At 44.0% G+C, this 20,332-nt stretch carries 20 protein-coding genes and 1 pseudogene; 7 read left to right on the top strand and 14 right to left on the bottom strand.

What is annotated here, in order from left to right; all coding sequences use genetic code 11:
- Nucleotides 1-351 precede the first annotated feature (351 nt).
- Nucleotides 352-1,188: a hypothetical protein gene (locus tag QUA36_RS19450; protein ID WP_333458775.1), complete on the bottom strand. Its 837-nt coding sequence runs from the start codon at nt 1,186-1,188 to the stop codon at nt 352-354.
- A 143-nt stretch (nt 1,189-1,331) separates the two neighbouring features.
- Here QUA36_RS19450 and QUA36_RS19445 point away from each other — a divergent pair, with 143 nt between their 5' ends.
- Nucleotides 1,332-1,499 (top strand): hypothetical protein, encoded by a 168-nt coding sequence (locus QUA36_RS19445; protein WP_333046170.1) that lies wholly within the window; start codon nt 1,332-1,334, stop codon nt 1,497-1,499.
- A 240-nt stretch (nt 1,500-1,739) separates the two neighbouring features.
- Here the strand turns inward: QUA36_RS19445 and QUA36_RS19440 are convergent, their stop codons facing one another.
- From QUA36_RS19440 to QUA36_RS19430, 3 genes are all read right to left on the bottom strand, one after another.
- A complete protein-coding gene (locus QUA36_RS19440; RefSeq protein ID WP_333458774.1) occupies nt 1,740-1,928 on the bottom strand; it encodes a hypothetical protein in 189 nt (62 codons plus the stop codon).
- A gap of 62 nt (nt 1,929-1,990) precedes the next feature.
- Complete coding sequence (locus QUA36_RS19435; RefSeq protein ID WP_333458773.1) at nt 1,991-2,359, bottom strand: hypothetical protein; 369 nt, start codon at nt 2,357-2,359, stop codon at nt 1,991-1,993.
- A gap of 55 nt (nt 2,360-2,414) precedes the next feature.
- Nucleotides 2,415-2,891 carry a type II toxin-antitoxin system antitoxin SocA domain-containing protein gene (locus QUA36_RS19430; protein ID WP_333458772.1) on the bottom strand — a complete coding sequence of 159 codons (477 nt, stop codon included), beginning with the start codon at nt 2,889-2,891 and terminating at the stop codon, nt 2,415-2,417.
- 127 nt (nt 2,892-3,018) lie between these two features.
- Here QUA36_RS19430 and QUA36_RS19425 point away from each other — a divergent pair, with 127 nt between their 5' ends.
- Together QUA36_RS19425 and QUA36_RS19420 are read left to right on the top strand one after the other, a co-directional pair.
- On the top strand, nt 3,019-3,237 hold the full coding sequence (locus QUA36_RS19425) for a hypothetical protein (RefSeq protein ID WP_333458771.1): 219 nt from the start codon (nt 3,019-3,021) through the stop codon (nt 3,235-3,237).
- A gap of 158 nt (nt 3,238-3,395) precedes the next feature.
- Entirely contained in the window at nt 3,396-3,722 is a 327-nt protein-coding gene (locus QUA36_RS19420) for a hypothetical protein (protein WP_333208113.1), read from the top strand.
- 5 nt (nt 3,723-3,727) lie between these two features.
- On the opposite strand, the gene QUA36_RS19415 is transcribed toward QUA36_RS19420, so the two are convergent.
- From QUA36_RS19415 to QUA36_RS19380, 8 genes are all read right to left on the bottom strand, one after another.
- The gene (locus QUA36_RS19415; protein WP_333164850.1) at nt 3,728-4,075 is read right to left on the bottom strand and encodes a hypothetical protein; all 348 of its coding nucleotides are present in this window, start codon (nt 4,073-4,075) and stop codon (nt 3,728-3,730) included.
- A 291-nt stretch (nt 4,076-4,366) separates the two neighbouring features.
- A complete protein-coding gene (locus tag QUA36_RS19410; protein ID WP_333458770.1) occupies nt 4,367-4,594 on the bottom strand; it encodes a hypothetical protein in 228 nt (75 codons plus the stop codon).
- Between the two features lie 61 nt (nt 4,595-4,655).
- Nucleotides 4,656-4,949 carry a TIGR03792 family protein gene (locus tag QUA36_RS19405; protein WP_333164845.1) on the bottom strand — a complete coding sequence of 98 codons (294 nt, stop codon included), beginning with the start codon at nt 4,947-4,949 and terminating at the stop codon, nt 4,656-4,658.
- A 26-nt stretch (nt 4,950-4,975) separates the two neighbouring features.
- Entirely contained in the window at nt 4,976-7,186 is a 2,211-nt protein-coding gene (locus QUA36_RS19400; protein WP_333458769.1) for a PAS domain S-box protein, read from the bottom strand.
- Nucleotides 7,187-7,612: 426 nt separating this feature from the next.
- Nucleotides 7,613-7,798 carry a hypothetical protein gene (locus tag QUA36_RS19395; protein ID WP_333458768.1) on the bottom strand — a complete coding sequence of 62 codons (186 nt, stop codon included), beginning with the start codon at nt 7,796-7,798 and terminating at the stop codon, nt 7,613-7,615.
- Nucleotides 7,773-8,981: an AAA family ATPase gene (locus QUA36_RS19390; protein ID WP_333458767.1), complete on the bottom strand. Its 1,209-nt coding sequence runs from the start codon at nt 8,979-8,981 to the stop codon at nt 7,773-7,775. The genes QUA36_RS19395 and QUA36_RS19390 overlap by 26 nt, the downstream gene beginning before the upstream one ends.
- Nucleotides 8,982-9,052: 71 nt before the next feature.
- Nucleotides 9,053-9,598 (bottom strand): RNA 2'-phosphotransferase, encoded by a 546-nt coding sequence (locus tag QUA36_RS19385; RefSeq protein WP_333458766.1) that lies wholly within the window; start codon nt 9,596-9,598, stop codon nt 9,053-9,055.
- Nucleotides 9,599-9,919: 321 nt separating this feature from the next.
- Entirely contained in the window at nt 9,920-10,603 is a 684-nt protein-coding gene (locus QUA36_RS19380; protein ID WP_333458765.1) for a class I SAM-dependent methyltransferase, read from the bottom strand.
- 613 nt (nt 10,604-11,216) lie between these two features.
- Here QUA36_RS19380 and QUA36_RS19375 point away from each other — a divergent pair.
- The 3 genes from QUA36_RS19375 (at nt 11,217) to QUA36_RS19365 (ending at nt 16,629) form a co-directional block, all read left to right on the top strand.
- Nucleotides 11,217-13,991, top strand: coding sequence for a diguanylate cyclase (locus tag QUA36_RS19375; RefSeq protein ID WP_333452868.1), 2,775 nt, complete (start codon nt 11,217-11,219; stop codon nt 13,989-13,991).
- A 146-nt stretch (nt 13,992-14,137) separates the two neighbouring features.
- A complete protein-coding gene (locus QUA36_RS19370; RefSeq protein WP_333458764.1) occupies nt 14,138-14,719 on the top strand; it encodes a Uma2 family endonuclease in 582 nt (193 codons plus the stop codon).
- A gap of 188 nt (nt 14,720-14,907) precedes the next feature.
- Entirely contained in the window at nt 14,908-16,629 is a 1,722-nt protein-coding gene (locus QUA36_RS19365; RefSeq protein ID WP_333458763.1) for a leucine-rich repeat domain-containing protein, read from the top strand.
- Here the strand turns inward: QUA36_RS19365 and QUA36_RS19360 are convergent.
- The gene (locus tag QUA36_RS19360) at nt 16,616-17,728 is read right to left on the bottom strand and encodes an IS630 family transposase (protein ID WP_333373191.1); all 1,113 of its coding nucleotides are present in this window, start codon (nt 17,726-17,728) and stop codon (nt 16,616-16,618) included. The two genes, QUA36_RS19365 and QUA36_RS19360, sit on opposite strands and share 14 nt — an antisense overlap.
- 171 nt (nt 17,729-17,899) lie before the next feature.
- Between QUA36_RS19360 and QUA36_RS19355 the strand changes: the two are divergent.
- Nucleotides 17,900-18,593: pseudogene (locus QUA36_RS19355) on the top strand (IS1 family transposase).
- Nucleotides 18,594-18,893: 300 nt separating this feature from the next.
- Here the strand turns inward: QUA36_RS19355 and QUA36_RS19350 are convergent.
- A complete protein-coding gene (locus QUA36_RS19350; RefSeq protein WP_333458762.1) occupies nt 18,894-20,207 on the bottom strand; it encodes an aminotransferase class I/II-fold pyridoxal phosphate-dependent enzyme in 1,314 nt (437 codons plus the stop codon).
- Nucleotides 20,208-20,332 lie beyond the last annotated feature (125 nt).

Raw genomic sequence — 20,332 nt, 5'->3', positions numbered from 1 at the left:
ATCACCAAGCCAGTTAGGTACGCTCAACAATTCACTATTGCTTGTTTAACCAGACTACGATCGAGTCGAGGCGAGCTAAATCAGGAGTTACACCTTTTGAGATTGTTTCAACACGTAGATGGTTGTTCTTACTTGCCTTTCTAAATGTTCTAACACAAAGCCGTCAAGCGAAGGACGGGGCTTCAGACTCATTTTGTTGGTGAACTAGACAGATTAGCTTTTAATCTTTTAACACAGTTGTCGAAAAAGTAGGACTCGATCGGACGTGAGTCGGAGAGTCGGAGAATGTCGAGCGTGTCCGATGGAAAAAGTATTCCTTCTGACTGATGACTAATGACTGATGACTAATGACTACTGACGGTTCTCTGGCGTGTGCTGCAACTCCTTGACAACCGAGATTAAGCGCTTGAGGTGAGGTTTGACAACTTCTTGCTGCTCGTGTTCCAAACGGTGGATTTGAGCTTGGACGATCGACAAATCGGCCGTCGATTGGTGCGCGGGAGCTAGCAGTTGGCTTTGCAAATTGGCCATGACTTTCTGGATTTCCAAAAATCGAGTATTTACTACTTCCCAGTCGTCTCGGCTGATAGAAGTTTCTGCCAAGCCTTGCGTGGCGATTTGCAGTTGCTCTATAGCCTGTTCCACAGCTTGGAGATTCGCCGATTGGCCAACCGATAAATCTTGCAGTTGTTGGCTCACCTGCTGGCGGACATCGAGCACAGCAGAGGCCACGATTTCTTGCAAAGAAGCTACCGACTCTCCTAAACTCAGCAACTGCCGCTGGATGTCGATCGACTCCTCAAAGCCCTCAGCCCTAGGCATTGCAGCCATTTGCTGACGCAGCGCTGCAATATCTGCAGACAACTGCTTGCGTAATTTAACAATTACCGTCACCGCCGTTTTTTCGACTTTATTGACAGACTTTTGGACTTGGGCCATTTCCGAATTTTGATGCACCCGCACTTGCTGCTCGAACCGATACCGGTTAGCAACATTCAGCGACAAAGCCAAGGTTAGGGGAGCCACCCCGTAAAAAGCTTGACCCGACACTGCCACCGCCAGGGAACCCACACCAGAGGCCGCCAGAGAGGCGTACTCTGCCATCTCCAGCCAGTGCCTTTGAGGAAAACTTGGTCTCAAGTGGTTTGCAACAGAGGGTTTTGGCTTCCGCACGGCTCTTTGGGTCATAGTATTTGCTCGTTGTTGGTAAGGTTGCGAGACTGGGTGGAGCATCGATTTCTATCCTTTTTCAGTTATATGTTTTAGATTATTTCTTGGCACTCTTCTATTTTTACCTTTGTGAGTAAGTTAAGGATGACTGCCATATTATTATGTATTTGGGAGCCTGTGGCGATCGCGCCCAATTCCGGCTGTTAAAAGGTTCGCCCCAACGCGCTCTCTATTTTACAGGAGTTAGCGCGATCGGGTTCGGGCGATCGACAATAGCTGCCCAGGCTAACCGAACAATGCCTAAGACTATTTTAGATTTTAGATTTTAGATTAAAAGTTAAAAAAATGCGACCTACTGAGGGCGATCGTCGTTTGGAGCTTGTCGGGAGTTGCCTTGTTGTTCGCGCATTGGTATAATCTACTCTTTCTCAATTGCCCCTCTCAAATTTACTGTAAAAATTGACCAATGAACTCAGAAAAACCCAGAATTGGCGATCGGCTAAAGTCTATTTTCAGTATCGCCATCTTTATCATTCTCGTACTAGGGGTAGGCTTTTTAAGCGTTAATTTTATTTCAGCTCTCTATGCCAAATTTTCTTAAAATTAGGACTGAGCACGGCCACCCAGAAATCGGTTTTTTTGCGATAATATTTCGTCGCAGCCACAGATTCGCTAAAAAATCCGGTTTCTTTAATCGGAGTGAGTCCCAGACTGTTTGAGATTCCCAACTGCTTCAAGCAGTCTCGAATCTTAAGCACGAGCTCATTTGTTTGAATTGCATTCTCCTTCTTCCTTCTTCCTTCTTCCTTCGGCTATAATTTCAACTGTAAAGATTGTGGTCTGGGTCTAGCCAGACAATATAAAAAACATTTTCACTAAAAAAGCCATGCACCCTGCCGTATTCATTAGCAGATATTTGAAACTGGTAGGGAACATTTACTAGCTCGTCTTCATTGGGAATGCCAAAGCCATTAGGTTGAGTAGTATTTTTCCAAACTATACCATGACAGCGCAGACTTTTACTCTGATTATTGATGATTTCTTGAGCATTCAATTGTGACAAATCGCGCAGCCTTCTCAATAGAGATGCTAGATAATTAGCATCTCTACCACCAATTAAAAACTGATCTTTGTCATCCTGATAATACCTGAAAGAAAAACTAACTCCTTCCGGTATTTGTATTTTCACAACCTCTCTCGGTGCTGAAGATGGCTGACGACGAATATCTGTATCTTGTCTTTTTTTATGCTTCTTCGATGACACGGGTTTTGTAAAAACTTCTCATTGATTCCTTCGTAATAATAGCATGAGAAGGTTCATCTCTTGGCAACTCACCTCTAGCATTAATCCAAGGGTCTTCACGTCGCACCATCAATTCTAACTCATAGGCATCCAGGAAGAAATAATCGTCAGCTAACTCGTCTAAAAACTCTTGTACTTCTTCGGGAAACTCTGGTTTTTCGACTTCTTTCAGAATTGGCTTCCAGTCAAATTGTTCTTTGTATTCATAAAATAAAGCCGGGATAGTCGGCCCGTGCATCCAAGCTTCAAAATCTTCCTCAAACAGCGGTGTATCCTCAAATGCTAAATACCATGCTTGGGCGTAGTACAAGAGTTTTTGTAGCTTGTGGTTGCTGAGATAGGAGCCTACATCATTCGCAAACCAGATGTAGTAATCAGCGAGTTTTGAGGCTGTTGTGACTGTAGTTATTGTGGTCATATAACTCGACTCAATAAGTTTTGTATTCTATGATAGCACAGTCTTAGGTTTTATAATTTTTGGGGTAATGCTCAATAGGCTATGATCTGTTTATTTGCAGTTCAGTTTTTCTCAGGTAAGGTTAAAGTTGATTTTTGATGAAGGTAGGCAATTAGAGATTGTGCAGGCAATTGAGGGGGTGAGAGACGGAATTTTCTGGAAACCAGGAAAAGCAATGTCTCATTTACTCAAAAGGATTAATTTAGGTCATTTCGGGCCGGATGCGACCCTTGAAGAATATAATGGAGTTATCAGTTTAATTGTCAGGGATGCTGATGCTAAAGTTTATGTGTATGTCTACGGATAAACGTTTTATCCGACAGTTACCAGCAGTGTAAATAACACAATAGGGCTGGTAATGATGGGCTTGGATGGAGTTGTAGAAACGGCTTTTCCTCCAAAGGAACCGGAAAGCTACCTGGCTAATTCAATGTTTATTTATGTAGGTTTAGTTAAGGATTTGTTATGAATACTTTGGTAAAAAACTATTGTGTAATGGTTGAATTTCCTGATGTGAGTGGGGCTGAACATTTAGAAATGTTGCAACTTAGAGATGAGTTGGCAAAAGTTGAATCTCAACTGAGTGAGGAAGAGAAAGGTTTATTAGCAAATGCCGATCGACGGTTAGTTGAACAAGCAAGGGAGTTTTATGAGGAGTTGTCGAGATTTGTGGATTTAATGCAGAAGCGCAAATTTGAGGAGATTACACCTCAGCGTTGGTGGTGGTATTTGGATGTTTTGGCATTGTTGCCGAATTTGAGGAAACAAGAGTTGACAAGCGGTGTTGTTTGAAATGTTTATTCACTGTCGATGTTTGTTAAGTGCGATCGTCTAGTTTTGATATACTGCTTTAGTACAGGTGACAAAGTGTAAAGACTTGCTTCTTTTTCAATCAAGCAGCGCCGCGATAGAGATTGCAAGGCGTTTAGCAAATCGGATGATGATATTTGTGCATTTTGTAGCAATTTAGCGAAGTTGACTGGCTGGTTTTCTGTCGCCAACAATGACATAACTTGTTTTTCTAGTTCGGAAGTGCGATCGTACTGCTGCTGTAAAACATCTTTCAAATCTTCGGGTAACAATATAGTATCATCTATTAATAACTCACTCGCGCCGATTCCCAACTCTTGAATCAAAGTCGCCACGCTTTTTAACCATAAGGGATTGCCTTGGTAGCAGTGAATGAGTGCTTCGCAGTCATCGATTTCTGTTAATCCTTTATCTCTGAGAATTTCGGCGTTGCTGATTCACGGTATGAATCAACTTTTCGCTTGATGTTAAAAAACTCACCATACTTGGCTTATAGCAATTGGGAAATCTGAATTCCTACCTGTATTCAGCAACGCCAAAATCCCATCTCTTCTTCTCATCACAATCTTATCAATAGCCACCCTTCCACTGCGACGATTGTACCGAGATTGATCGCCCCTCACGCATCAAGAGCGATCGCCTCTCACAGCAAATACCAAACACTGCGATGATTCTACGAATTGCGATCGCCCTTCGCCCATAAAGATCGATCGCCCTTTCTTGTTTCTGATGAGCGATCGATCGCATAAAATGAAAGATCGATCGCCCTTCACACCAAATACCAAACACTGCAATGATTTTACTGAGATCGATCGCCCTTCACACCAAATACCAAATCGATGTCTGCGGTACAATCAAGATAAAACTTATGATTAATTGTTCAAAATTTCACACGCTCAACTGACTGCTGACTAACTAATGCAAAAACTTGCGGACTTGATATTCGCGACTTTCGGCGATCGCAATTTGCAAATCCCCCATTTGAGCATCCAACTCATCTATTGTGCTTTGTGGCACAGACTTCCACTTCTCCCTAGTTTCCCAGCGAATCAACATCACCACCTCATTTTCCACCGGATCTACCCAAATTTCTTTGCCTAAAAAACCGTCCAAACTTTTTAGTCCCGCCGTCCAAACTTCCTGATCTCGCTGAATAAACTGCTCCCACTTTTCTTGAGGTACTTTAAATTTTAGCCACTCAATTACCATCTTATTTCCTATTTGTAAATAGCTAATTAATCGTTGCCGATCGCAATTTTAATGATCAACTCCGTTCCCTCTCCCGGACGCGAAACACAGTGCAACTTACCGCCGTGCTTTTCTACTACTAAATGCTGGGATATTGCTAGACCCAAACCTGTGCTCGTGTCCTGACCTTTAGTGGTAAACAAAGGGTCAAAGATGCAGTCGAGGACTTCCTCAGTCATGCCAGGGCCGTTGTCACTAATGGCGATCGCAACTTCGTTTTCCCCTACCACGGAGGTCCGAATCCGAATTTCGGGATTGAATATTTCAGAGTTCGGCTTAGCTGAAGACAAGTAAGACTGATTTTGAATTTTACCATAATTTTCGGCATTTCTCCCCCCTTCTTCCAAAGCGTCGATCGCATTTGTCAACAAGTGCATGAACACTTGGTTTAAGTGCCCCGGATAGCAGTGAACTCGCGGCAACTCTCCGTACTCTTTAACTAGAGAAATCCCCGGCCTTCCCCCTTTAGCTTGCAGGCGATTTTGCAATATCAGCAAAGTGCTGTCCAAACCTTCGTGGATATCTGCAGGCTTCATTTGGGCTTCGTCGGTACGCGAGAACAAGCGGAGCGATCGCACGACATCGCGAATCCTTTCAGAACCGACTTTCATTGAATTTAGCAGTTTGGGCAAGTCTTTTTTGATGAAGTCTAAGTCTAATTCTTCTATCAAATCTTGAATTTCCGGCACGGGATGGGGATAATACTTTTGGTAAAGGTCGATCGTTCGCAGCAGTTCTTGAATGTAGCCGGTGGCGTGGCTGACATTGCCCGAAATAAAACTAACTGGATTGTTAATTTCGTGCGCTATTCCTGCTACCAACTGCCCCAGGGATGACATCTTTTCTGTTTGAATCAGTTGAGTTTGAGTTTGCTGCAAAATTAACAGCGTCTGCTCTAATTTAGCCGCTTGTTGTCGCAGGCGTTCTTCGGATTCTTGCAAAGCCACAAGAGACTGTTTGCTGTCTGTAATGTCCAATCCCACAAATACCGCCGCCGTATTGTTATGGTATTTTTGAGCTACTATTAGATAAGTTTTATTTTCTCCTCTGATGCTCGCTGTTACTTCTTGAGATGTTTTCTTTTTATGGTTGGCAAAGAAATCGTATACTAAATCGTTAAATTTGGGACTTGTATCTAAAAAACCTACTTTTTGACCTATAAATAGTTCGGCAGGCATTTTGTAAGCGCTAGCTAAATGTCGATTTACTCCCAAGTAGCGCAAATCGGAACTTACCCAAGAAACTAATCCCGGCACCGCGTCCAAAACAGCTTGAAGTTGCTCTTTTGCCTCTACGAGCGCTGATTCTGCTGCAAGGCGAGCGGAAATGTCGCGGGCGATCGCGCAGCGGTATTCGCAGCCACCGTATTCTAAATAATTGACCTTAACTTCGACGGAAAAACTGACGCCGTCTTTGGTTTTGTAACTGGTTTCAAAAGTGAGGTTGGTTTGCTGCTTGAGTTGGGCCCAGTGTTCTCGCCAATCCGATGCTGGCAACTGCGAATCGATGTCGCTAACTCTCATGTTTAGCAGTTCCGATTGCGAGTAGCCGAAAAGATGGCAAGCGGCTTTATTCGCGTAGCAAATTTGACCGTCGGAGGTACTAAAAAAGATTGTATCAGCAGCATTTTCGAGGGCAATTTGAGTTAGTTGTGGTATTGTTTCTAACTGCTTGCTTTTGACCTCTGACTGAAATTTATTATAGCAATTCGTTTGAGCGGGAGCCTCACCTATCTTAGATGTCAACAAAATCAAACCGCCGATCGCACCTTCGTTATTTTTCCAAGGCTGAAATACCCATCTTACCGACTCGCTGACAGAGCCACTTGCGGTTTTTCCTGATACAGATGCGATCGATCGCCCTGCCACAAACTCGCTGTATTCCAAAACTCCCGTCAAACAAGCCTGGGCATTTTGCTCCCAATATTCCGGGAGATTCGGGAACAGTTCCCAATGAGATCGGCCGAGTGCCTCGCCGTCGCCCCACCCGCAATCTGTTTCCCAGCGACGGGAAACCGACAGATAGCGCATTTCACAATCTACCATTGCCACGGCCTCGGCGGAGCGCTCTACAAACCGCCGAAATCTGTCTTTACTCTCGGACACGGTTGCCTCTGCGGGTTGTTGGGCGATCGGGAAAGTCCCGTCAACGTACCTTCCCAGTCCCTGACTTTTTTGCTGAACTGGCTTAGTGTGCACGGTTTGGGATTTCCTCCATAGCTGTCAAGTTTGAAAAATTCTGTTTGAGACCAAAAATGCTGTTTTTCCCTGATTTCCTCTCTCGGACAATACCCTTAGAGGGTATCACCCATCATTGATATCATTTTTGATGGGGATATGTCTATAGGCATTAGTGTCAGTTTAAGACCAAAGCTAGTGCCCGGTTGCTGTTTGACGATTAGGCATAGATCGCCCTGGCGCCCCCCGAATAATAGTTGGAGGGGACTGGAGTGCTCTGTTGTGTCCCCCGACTATTCCGGGGCGCAAGAGGGCAGCGAGACTAGGCAAAAAACGAGAGAGACAAAGGGTTTTAGGCGATTGTTGACACCAATGTTCTATAGGTACTCAAGAAAGTTTCCCCCAAACTTTGATATTCAGAAAATTTCCTGGTGATTGTTCGGTATTTTATACAAGTTCCAAAAAGAACGCAACTGTAGACCCGTGAGCCAAACCTAGAGCTTCATCAGTCATTCTCAATTCTTTAATTGGAGATTCCACATCGAACATCGTATGAGATCGTGTAGCCAGTACGATCGCCAGATAGCTTGAGAATGCAAGAGAGCGCTCAAACAAATTTGTGCGTAAATTCACTGGTAAAATCCACTCTCCCTTTCCGTAACATTGCAGGATCTAATCGTTCCGTCGTGTTGCAAGTCATCAAAACTACGAGTTTTTGCTGAAATTGAATGCCTTGATCGTCGATGACGCTTTGATACAAAGTTCCGTCCAGCAAACTCAAAATATGTTCAGTTTTGTTAGTGCGTTGGGCCTCTGCGGTCGATCGATCTTGAGCCAAATTATCAGCCTCATTGATAATAATACAAATCCGCTCTAAATAACTCGGTGGCACAAAATTTTCCACAGCATCGTGGTCTAAGATAAAAATCACATAACCCAGCGGCACTAAAATTTCCTTTGCTACCGCTTGCGTCCAAGCAGTTTTGCCCGTTCCCGGTTCGCCACTAACCAAAACAGCCAACTGATTTTGATCCAAAATTGCCTGCTGAACTTTATCGGTAAAACTTTGAACCTCCGCAGAAAACGTGCGAATTGGGAACTGGCTGTGAACCTGTCCGACGCGGCTTTTGTACCCGCCCAGAATCACCGCTAAATTATAAGTTGCCTTGCTAACTAGCGGCGCCATATCTTGGCAAATTAGAGTGTAACAGCGTCTTCCCCTGTCGTAACTGTCAATTTGCAGCCAGCAGCCGAATCGAGTCCAAGAAGCATAAACAGTACCCAAAACTTCCAAGCGTTCCCAGCTAATAAATCGCTCCGGGGGATAAGAAAAATGTCTATCCATAAAAGACTGGGTAATTGCATCGGGTTTCCCTAGCAAATCCATAACTTTGAAAACAGTAATCTCTTGGAGTTTGTTGAGAACGTAGTCGATGGGAATGCTAGCGCGGCTGACCAATTGCACCACCGGCGTTTCGGTAACTAAAACGTCTTTGTAGCGGTAATCCGGGTAAACAGGCTGCGGAGTAATGTAATCCCAAAATTCATCAATTTCGTAGCGAGTATTTTCCGAGAATACATTTAAAATATTTGCCCACCAAGTATATTGGTGTCGTCCCATTGCGTCGGCAATGTCGCTAGCTGCCCCTAAAGTTTTTTGAGCTAGTTCTAATGGGTCGCTAGACGCTAAATGTACCAAGTGTTCCAAATCAAGTTGACGGTAAAAAGGTCGCCAACCCGATCCTAGCAGACCTCTATTTTGAGAATTGTTTTGATAAAAATTGTTTTCGCGATCGCCCATATCTGCCGCACTCATTTTGCAAAACTCCTACTTACTCTTATTTTACAGTTTTTGTGGTACACATTCTACAAAAAAAGTGAAAATTATCAACTTATTTTGAGATAAGCGGGCGGCACAAAATCTACTAGCCAAACTTTGTTTTCCGAGCAGTAAAATGTATGACCATCGCGTTGCATGGCTGCGGCATCTACAGTAAAGACTGCCGGGATGCCATGTCTTGCACCTACTTGGCGCGCCGTCTCGATATTCACCGACAAATGAACATGATGCCGCGACATTTTCCTAATTCCTTGACTGAGAATAGACTCGACGGCTGTGCTACCTGTTCCGTGATATAAAATATCCGGGGGAACCGCGGGTTCTAACTGCAAGTCAACCTCTACGCTGTGTCCTTGGTTGGCACGAATTAGAGTGCCTGTGGAGTCAAAGGAAAAGCGCTGCTTGTCGTTTTGCGCGACTACTTTTTTGAGTTCTGCAAGCTGAAGGGTAAAGTTATTTTTTTGGCACGCATCGAGGAGTTCGCTAACAGGAACCCAGCCACCGGGAGCGAGTTCAATGCCGATGCGCGAGGGGGCGTGACGCAGGTGTTTGCTGAGATATCTGCTGATTTTTTCTAATCGAGAATCGTTCATAGTTTTACTTTATTTATTGAGCTTTTAAATCACCTTTTACAAAATCTCAATAGCGGGTTATCTTGTTGATGGGGTGCGGGTTTGTTGAATCTGTTTGCACTGCCAGAGGGCGCTTGAGTGAACCTGACTAAACAGGTTTCCGGAAAATGCTTCCCGGACGTAAAAAATGGTCTTACGCGCGAATTATAGCGGTAAGGTGCGGCCTTACGCACCTACATAATTAGGTTAGGCGACCGGGAACCAGAAACTGTTCTGGGTGCAATTTTCACGAGTTTTATCTTTTGATAATTATCAAAAAATTTGCCTTCTGCCGAATGCCTTCTACCTTGGAATAACTCCGCCAAAAATAGCAAAATTTAGATAGCGCCAGTGACATCCTACTTCGGCAAAACCAGCTTCTGCAAGCCAGTTTGTCTGCTCTTCCACAGAGGAGGGAATATCTTCTTCTAAATATTTTTGAAACCAGGCTGCATCGTCTTCTCCGTTAGCTTTCATGTACTGCCGCCACAACTGTTCGTATTGCTCAGTCAGCCGGGGAGTAGCACCTGTCACAATATCTCGAATTAGCAAGATTCCCCCTGGATTCATCGAGTGGAAAAGTTTGTGAAATAGCTGTTGTTTACCTGCGCTGTCGAGGTGGTGAATTGCCAACCCTGAAACTACCAAATCGTAACCGCTGCCGAAATCATCTTCGGCAAAGTTTCCTTGCTGCAAGGTCAGCCGTTCTCGGAAAGCGGACAAGTTAGTTTGGCAAGTTTTCAGCATATTTTGGGCCATGTCAAAGGCTAGGACTTTTGCTTGAGGAAATGCTTGCAGAATCATAGCCGACAGTATGCCAGTTCCCGCGCCTAAATCCAGAACTTTTATGTTAGCATTAGTTTCAGAAGGGATGAGCTGCAATATTACATCGTGTTGCTCGCCATAGCGCGGAATGAGGCGGGGAATTAAGCCGTCATAATCAAAGGCTCTTTGTTCAAATTGGTCGCGTACAGCGTCTAAATTCACAGACGATTTTCCTCAAATTGTTAATAGTTGAGTGCGTCAAGCCAGTTGAGCGGTTTTCTTCTCTGAAGGCATATTACATTTGATAATACAAAAAATATACAAACCTGTCAAGATGTTGAAGAAAATAATTTAAAAGAAGTTACGGACGATCGCCAGACAGGGACTTTGTGCGCCAAAACCCGCCCGTGATTTGGGAACTGTCTAGCCCTGCACATATATCTCCTTCAGTGCAGATGAGGCAGAATGCCACACACCCGAAAGCCTGCCGAAGACGAGACTTTGTGCCAGATACTAGGAGTAATTGTGAGAAAAAATTTGACGGTTATGATATCCGTTTCAAACAAAAATGTAACTGTCGGTGTGTGCTCCCCACTATCAATTCCTCAGTAATTCCCCCTAGTAAAATATAAAAGATAACAAGATAAAAAGGAATGAGCCAGCAGCCGATGATCGGCTATATCTGAAAAAATCAGTCCTCAGATTGACAAACTTTAGCCAACTATAAACAAAAATTGAGTTGACTTCCGAGTGGATGTGATACCTACCAATTTTTCAGGAAAATGAAGAGATACAAAATATTACACCAGTCGGTGCGGGAAAGAAAATTGTGATAATGAATCAGGATGCGAGTAGATTAGGTGTCAGCCGTCAGGGGAAGATAGAAGCAATGGAAATCCAACAACGGAGTAAGGATAAGCCCGATCGCCCGCAACAAAACGCGTCCGATCGGCTAGGTCAATTTTCTACGACCAAAGAACTAGATTGGTCGCTACAAGAATGTTTAGATTTTAAAAGAGCGATCGACCGATCGGCACTTGCGATGAGGACTGACGCGCGAGGAATTATCAACTATGTCAGCGAACGAGTTTGCTCAATCACCAACTATTCGCAAGCCGAACTAATCGGCTGCCACTTCGGCATCCTCCATTCGGAATATAAATCTTCGGAAATCATCAAAAATCTGCTATTAACTGTTGCCAAAGGTGAAATTTGGCAAGGAGACATTCAGAATAAAGCCAAGAATGGAAGTGATTATTGGGTGTACGCAGCAGTAGTTCCACTGTTGGACTCTAAGGGAAAACCCTATCAGTATTTGGCGATCGGATTCGACATCACCGATCGCAAAGCCGTTGAAGCAGCCCAAGCCGAAGCCAACCGGGCAAAAGACGAATTTCTGGCGATCGCATCCCACGAACTGCGATCGCCCCTGAGCGCGATTTTGGGATGGGCGCAGCTAGCTCGATCGCGCAATTTCAACGAAGCCACCACCAGCCGGGCTTTGGAAATCATCGAGCGCAACGCCAAATTACAAAACCGACAAATAGACAATCTCCTCGACCTCTCGCGGTTGCTGCGAGGGAAAGTGTGCCTGAACATCGGCCAAGTTCACCTCCCATCTATCATAGAATCTGCGATCAACACCCTCCGTCCCGCCGCCGATGCCAAAAACCTTCGCGTAGAAAAACATTTCGACCCCGCCGTCAGCTACGTTTTGGCAGATGCAGAACGCTTGCAGCAAGTAGTCTGGAACCTCCTTGCCAACGCCATCAAATTCACCCCTGAATCGACACCATACCCAGTTCAAGTGCGGATCGAGTCTACTGAGTCGGGCGTCTTGATTCGGGTCAGCGACAGCGGTTGTGGCATTGACCCCAAATTGTTGCCGCACATCTTTGACTACTTCCGCCCTGCAGACAGCTTCCAGAACAAGGAACAAAATCGGCTTGGGCTCGGGCTCTCAATTGTGCAGCAGTTAGTGGAACTGCACGGGGGAAGTGTTTGGGCTTCGAGTCCCGGTCTCGGTCAGGGGGCGACCTTTGGGGTGCGGCTACCGATTGCCAAGGAAAATGCACAGGACGATCGCACTGCTGCGATCGCCCAAAGGGAAAGCAGACCCGGATCGGTTTCCAAACCCCTAGCGGGAAAGCAAGTCCTGGTTGTCGAAAGCAGCGCCGAAATCCGCCAATTTCTCAAAACAGGCCTCGAAGCATTTGGAGCCAAGGTAACAGCGGTGGGTAGCGCCGCCGAAGCGATGGCCGAGTTGCAACAGTCGCGACCCGACGTGTTGGTCAGCGATATGACGGTATCGGGAGACGACGGCTGCGATTTGATCCGCCGCATCAGAGCAATGGAAATGTCCGAGCACAGGGAACTGCTGCCGGCTGTGGCGCTGACGGGAGGCATCGAGGAAGAAGATTCGGCATCGGCGCTGGAGGCGGGGTTTCAGAGGCATTTGTCGAAGCCGGTGGAAGCGAATCAGTTGGTGAGCGCGATCGCCCAATTGGCTGGACTGACTGGATTCGGCTCCGGAGAGTGGGGTTCGGCAAATGTCCGGGCGACCACACCCCAGGCCCCGCTGCCGGAACCTAACAATTTTGACGACAAAAATCATTGGGAACAATTAACAAGTGACAGCCGAGAATTACCGCTGTTGCTGGTAGTAGAAGACAACAATTTTCTGCAGGCTTACCTCCAAACTTTATTAAGTCCGTACTATCGAGTCGCCGTGGCAAGTGACGGGGTGGAAGGTTTAGAAAAAGCCAAAAGTTTGCAGCCAAATTTGATTGTTAGCGACCAAATTATGCCCAGACAAAACGGACTAGATTTGCTTAAGGAGATTCGGAACACGCCAGAATTGAAATCGACTCCGGTAATCTTTTTGACAGCGCGAGCGGGGATGGAATCTCGGATCGAAAGTTTGGATGCGGGTGCTGACGATTATATCTCTAAGCCTTTTGACGAGAGGGAATTGCTCGCGAGGGTGAGAAATTTGTTGCGATCGCACTCAGCCGAACAGCAGTTGGCGGAACTCAACCGTCAGTTGCAGCAGCAGAAACAGCAGCTAGAAACAGTGAATCGAGCCTTGCATTATTTGGCAAATTACGACAGTTTGACTGAGGTAAGAAACCGCCACTCTTTTAATGAATATCTCGATACGGAATGGCGACGTTTGGCGAGGGAAGAAGCACCGCTGTCTTTGATTATGTGCGACATTGATTATTTCAAACTTTACAACGACACTTATGGTCACCAAGCGGGGGATGAATGTTTGCGGCAAGTGGCGGCGGTGATCCAGCATTCGGTAAAGCGAGCGGCAGATTTAGTAGCGCGTTACGGTGGAGAAGAATTTGTAGTAGTTTTGCCGAATACGGATATTGAAGGTGCCACTTGCGTAGCTGAAATGATCGCACAACAGGTGCGGGGTTTGCACATAGCTCACGCTAAGTCTGCTGTCAGCGAATATGTGACGCTGAGTTTGGGTGTAGCTTGCTGCATTCCGGGGGCGAAGTCGCAGCCGGGGGATCTAATTGCGATGGCCGATGAGTCGCTTTATCGGGCGAAAGAAGCAGGGCGCGATCGGGTTTCGGTTGCCACATTTCAAGGATAATATAATAGTTAAATCAACTTGTATGGTGCGTCTGACATCGATCGTTTCAATTTAAACAAGTTTTTTGGATCAGACGCACCATACCAATGTGATTCCAAAGTTGGGCGAATTCAAATTACTATAAAATAGTTAAACGAGGTCGTGCCATGACAGCAACCTTAGACAAACCAAAAGACCAGCGCCTAATTCACTCCGGGATTGATTGGCAACAATTCAAGCTAATCGAGCAGGGGTTTTCTGATTCCCCCGGCATCCGACTTTTTTATCTCAAAGGTGAGGTAGAAATCTTCGCAGTTTCGCAAGAACATGAAGTCTTCAGCGGTGTCATCGCCCTGTTGCTGGGTACGTATTTTGTAGAAAAAGAAATCGATTTTACTACCACAGGAAGCTTTACCCAGGAAAAAGAAGGAAAAGCCTCCGCACAAGCAGACCAATCCTACTTAATTGGCAAAGCATCGGGAGGCATTGCAGACCTCTCGATCGAAGTTGTATTTACTAGCGGTAACGAAAGCAAGTTGAATCGTTACCAAGCCTTGGGAGTCCCCGAAGTTTGGTTTTGGGAGGATGGAGCATTTTGCCTGTATCATTTGCGATCGCACGGATATGAAAAAATTGACCAAAGCGAAATATTGCCTGATTTAGATATTAATTTATTGTCTCGCTGTCTGCTGATTGCTTCAAGGGTGGAAGCGGTTAAAGAATGGAGGCGAGGCATTTCGGGAGATTAGATGAAAAGTGTTTTGTGAGTGCGACACCGCTTGCAGCCCGAGTTCCAGATTGCAATGCTGGCGATCTCGATCGGGTGGTTAATAAGTGCGTGCGATCGCTGGCATAATCCCCAAAACGCCAGAGATATTTTATTTAAGGTAGATACCGACATCAGATTTTAGCAACTTTTCTAGGAGGTTATTGCCCTATGTCCTCTCAACAACCAAACCCTACGACCACTTCTGACTGGCGCTTGCACTTTGGCAGCCTTTCACAAGAAGCGAAGCATACAGTTAAGGTGCTGTTGTTAATAGCACGAAAGTCTGGCTTTTATAAATTGGAACAAATACTGTCAAATTTGACTAATCTGAATCTGGAAAACAATCAAATATCAGACCTAACACCCTTGCAATCTCTGACCAATTTGACTAATCTGAATCTGGGCAACAATCAAATATCAGACCTCACACCCCTGCAATCTCTGACCAATTTGATAGAGCTGAATCTAGAAAACAATCAAATATCAGACCTGACACCCCTGCAATCTCTAACCAGTTTGAAATATCTGAATCTGTCTCACAATCAAATATCAGACCTAACACCTCTGAAATTTCTGACCTGTTTGACATATCTGAATCTGTCTCACAATCAAATATCAGACCTAACACCCTTGCAATCTCTGACCTGTTTGACATATCTGAATCTGGACAACAATCAAATATCAGACCTAACGCCCCTGAAATCTCTGACGATTTTGACATATCTGAATCTGGACAACAATCAAATATCAAACTTAACACCGCTGAAGTCTCTGGTCACCAATTTGATTAATCTGAATCTAGACAACAATCAAATATCAGACCTCAAACCCCTGCAATCTCTAACCAGTTTGAAATATCTGAATCTGGACAACAATCAAATATCAGACCTCACACTCCTGCAATCTCTGACCAATTTGATAGAGCTGAATCTGGACAACAATCAAATATCAGACCTCACCCCGCTGCACTCTCTGATCGATTTGAAAAAGCTGTCCCTGCCTAACAATGTTTTATCAGACCTAACACCCCTCCAATATTTGTGGAAAGCTATCGCCAATTCCACAGAGCGAGTCGATCGCACTCGTGCCGCAGCCGCGATCGAATTTGCCTACACAGCTCTCGGCAAGACTTGCCCGAAAATTATTTTTTGTTCGAGTCCCCACTCTGCCATCACACAGTTAAAAAAATTGAAATCTCCCACTAATAAAAATGATTTTTTTCAGCGCATTTACAAACAGCTAGAACCAGCCTGTCTGCCGTTTAGGTATATATATTTTTTGTGCGTGTATTATTTCGCACTAACAAGTGAGCAACCACAGCCAAAAACAGCTTTTTTCCAGCTTATTTACGAACAGCTAGAATCGGCATATAAGCCTTTTAACTTAATAAGATATAGTAGTTCGTATTTGCCACAATTAATAGAATGGGAGCGGCAGATCACACAAGAATTGCAACGTGATTTTTGGGAATATTGTAGAGACAACTCAACGTCGATCGTTAATCGGGCATTCCTGTGGGATACAATCTGTGTGGCTGACTTCTGTGTCTCTGTACTTAGAATTGTTCTCAACCCAGATGCACAAAAAGCTTTTGAATGCTTGAAGCAGCTTTTAGTTGAATGTGGCTGGATTTTTGCGTTTGACAAGGTTTGCTATGTGTGCGATCGCCCTTTAAGACTCTCCCTCGACAGCGAACATCGACTGCACGCAGAAGGAGAAAGCGCGATCGAATTTAGTGACGGCTACAAACTCTACTCCTACCACGGCGTCACCTTGCCCGAAAAATACGGAGAAATTCACCCCAATCAGTGGGAATCTACCTGGATTTTAGAAGAAGAAAATGCCGAATTAAGGCGAGCGTTAAGCTGTCAAACATCTAAACTGCATTAACTAAGTTACCTTTATTTTTTACTTTTCGGTTCCATTTTATAATTAGTTCTCCTTCATTTAATAATTTATTTAACAGTGATTCTAGTTTTTCAATGGATTCAAATAATCTATTAGCAACATATTCCTTAGCCGAATGCCATACCAATTCAACTAAGTTGTAGTCCGGGCTATACTTGGGCAGAAACTCTATGATTAGATTAGGCATCTCTGCTGCTATTTTCTGCAAAATCTCTGCTTTTTTATGAAAACTAGCATTGTCCAAAATAATGACAAACTTACAGCCTTTATCTTGAAAATCTTCCGCTAAATTCCCTTGCAATATCCACTCTTCTCTTAAATCTCCATAAAAATTTTTCAGCACTGCATAAAAATTAGCAGAATTTCCAGATGGAATAAAATCTACCCATCTTTTCTTGTCTGAATACCTCACTCCACCCATGACATTAATACGACCCTTTCTTCGGTCTCCTTTTTTCTTTCTTCGAGTCCCTTTTTTACACCAGTTTTTCCTTCTAATTACTCTTAAACTAAATCCACTCTCATCCCAAAACCATACCTGTAGAAGAGCTGGAGATTCTTTGGCTATTCTTAGATACTCAGCTAATTTATCTTTAAATAAACTCCTCTGTACGGTATCTTGCTTAGACTCTAAGCTATATTTAGCCCAGAGGTAAACATACTTTTTTGATTTTAAAATCCTCCTTACTTGGGTACTACTCAACTCGATTCCTGTCTTCTCTCCTAGATATATTGCCAGTCTGGCTGTCGTCCATCTCCCGAATTCATAGCCACATTGTTCCGGCTCTAGTTCAATTGTCTCTAAAAGTAAATTAATGTATTCTTCTGTAGCTTTTCGGTAGTTACCCTTCATTCTCTCATCTTTAAAGCTATCTAAATTATCAGGGTCGCCCTGAATGCTCCAGTAAGCGACTTTTCTTAGAGAACATCCAATTAATTCAGCAGTTTGAGCTTGTGTATTTCCGTTATTTAGTAACAAAAAAATTAAAGCTCTTTGCCGAATGTCTGGATGTTCATGCTCTTTTAATGCTTGTTGCAGAGTTTCCTTTGTCTCGGAACTGAGGAAGTTTTTAGTAGGCATTGACTTTTTATAAATATCCTCATATTATACTATACAATATGCGTTTTAGATGCTGAACAGCTTAGCAGCTTTCCCTTGAACATTGCCAATCTTTTCCTGGCGTTGTTGAATTGAGGTACGATAGAGCGAGTGAGCGATTCACAAAAACCAATTAACTGAAAGTCAAAGCCAATAAAATGTCCTGAAGGTAAGTCAACTCATGTTAATAAAAATGCGCCGAATAAAGGCAAGCAAAATTATATTTGTGTTGACTGTGGCAGGCAATTTAGAGATTGCTATCCAACCCACCCGTGTTACGCGCAAGAAGTTAAATATCAATACCTAAAGATATATGTCAATGGGATGGGTTTTCGTGCGAGCAAGAGAGTCAAAGACCTGCATCACACGACAATAATTAATTGGCTCAAGCAAGTTGGAAAGCTGCTACCATCCGCTTACGATTTAGAGACAATTCCAGAAGTAGGAGAACTAGATGAGCTACAAACCTTTGTCGGATAAAAAAAACACAATCTGGGTGTGGACAGCAGTAGATTACTTTAGACCAGGTATTCTAGGATGGGTATTAGGAGACCGAGCGTCCTAAAATGTTTGAACCTTTGTGGGATGTAGTTAGTAGATGGGGATGCTATTTTTATGTGACGGATGGCCCGAAAGTTTATGCAATGTTTATTCCAAAGAAAAACCAAATTATGTGCCAAACTTACATGGCTTACGGTTGAAGGTGAAAACACAAGATTAAGACAGTATCTGGCTCGGTTAAAACGAAAGACTCTTTGTTATTCTGGCATCAGACAACAAGTTGCTCAGAGCTTCAATTAAACTACTTATTCATTATCTCACATTTAATGATGTTCCCCTTCCCTAATTCAATTAATTATTGCGCTCGAGCATTAAGCTGTTCACCATTTAAATCTCAGAGGCTATCTAAGCCAGTAAAGAGTTTCAGCCTCTGAAATACGCACTTTAAATGCTAAACAGCTTACTCACCGCACGCGATCGCTAAACCATACCCCTATTCAGCAACGCCTTATCAGAAATTATACCAGCATGAAGGTGTGTAAAAGCTTTGAAGCTTCTGACTTATGAAAACAGATTTCTGTAATAGCGACAATACTCATCAATCAATTTCAAGGTTGAATTAGCTTGGCGAGGGTTAACCATAGACCTAGCTATGGTTTGAGAGATTTGGTTCTATTATACTCTGCCGCTTAGTGACAGAAGAGGGGGAAGCAAGTGGGTTAGCAACAGCGTATTCCATCGCAGCTTGGAATTTGGGTAGAGAACGCGAAATCATTTCTTCGTTGGCAGTAAAGGAAATTCGGAAGTAACCGGGTATTTCCTGGGGAGTTCCTGGTAAAACAAATATATCTTGACTTGCTAATAACTCCGCAAAAGCAAGGTCATCATCCCAAGGTGATTGCACCAAGAGGAAGAACGTCCCATCAGGGTTATACAGGTTGTAACCCATATCCCGCAGTGCCTTCACCATCCGATCTCGCTTGTTTTGTAAATGCTCAATATTTATGTTTAGTTGCTCTAAGTCTCCTAAGGCATACTGCATGAGCACACTAGGATAACACCAACCAAAAGGACTTTGTTGTAGGTAGGCAATGATTCGTCTTATTTCTTCCCGATTAGGCATAGTGGGAGGTAAAGCAATATACCCTATACGTTGACCGGGTGCCATTAAAGTCTTACTATAGCCATATACTAAGAAAGAAAATGGGTAAAACTGAGTAGGGCTGCAACAAGCCTGGTTGTCGAAAACAATGCTGCTGAAGGCTTCATCGGAAATAATATAAATTGGCTTGCCATAGCGCTTAGAAGCCTCGTTAAGTATACCACTCAAACCCTCCAGGGTACTAGCTGAAAAAATCTTACCTGTAGGGTTGTGGGGTGAATTTATAATGATTGCTCGAGTCCGTTCTGTAATTGCAGAGGCGATCGCCTGCAAATCCATATCAAAGGTGTTTGTATCCACAGGCACACCCACCGGAACCGCACCGGTAAAATGCACCATACTCCTATAACCTAACCAGGGTGGAGTCAAAATAATTACCTCATCTCCCTCACCAGCTAACATTTGCAGACAAATCGCCAAACCAACTACAGTACCATTGGTCATAAAAATATCTTCAGGCAATATAGAAAGTCCGCGTTTATCCTGAAGAGCAGCGGATACAGTGATCCGTGATTCTGGAATATTTCCCTTGTAGCCATACCACCCTTGATTTTGCGGTACACTCCAACGCTGTAAGGCTTCTACAAACCCGGGAGGTGGTATTTCATGGGCATCACCGAAAGTAAAATCAATACTTTCCGGCTCAGTTCGGCGACTCATATAGGTCGCTTGGGCAAAAAATTGACTTATAGGGGTCTGGCAATCTAATAACTTTAGTAAGCGTGGTGAGATAAAGTGAGTGTTCCCTTCACTTGTTAGATCTGGGATAAGCTTATTTCGATTACTTCTGTCGTTCATAGTAATTGGGTAGTAGTGTATAGTAATTGCAGGTCACGGAACTCGCCTTAACGATAAATTATACTGATGAACAAAATACCGTCGCCCACATTCTTGACATTTATATCCTTGTTTACCACCTGTTG

The organism is Microcoleus sp. Pol10D4 (genome assembly GCF_036701555.1).
In the GTDB taxonomy this organism is placed as follows: Bacteria; Cyanobacteriota; Cyanobacteriia; order Cyanobacteriales; family Microcoleaceae; genus Microcoleus.
This window is presented reverse-complemented; position numbering and strand designations above follow the sequence as displayed.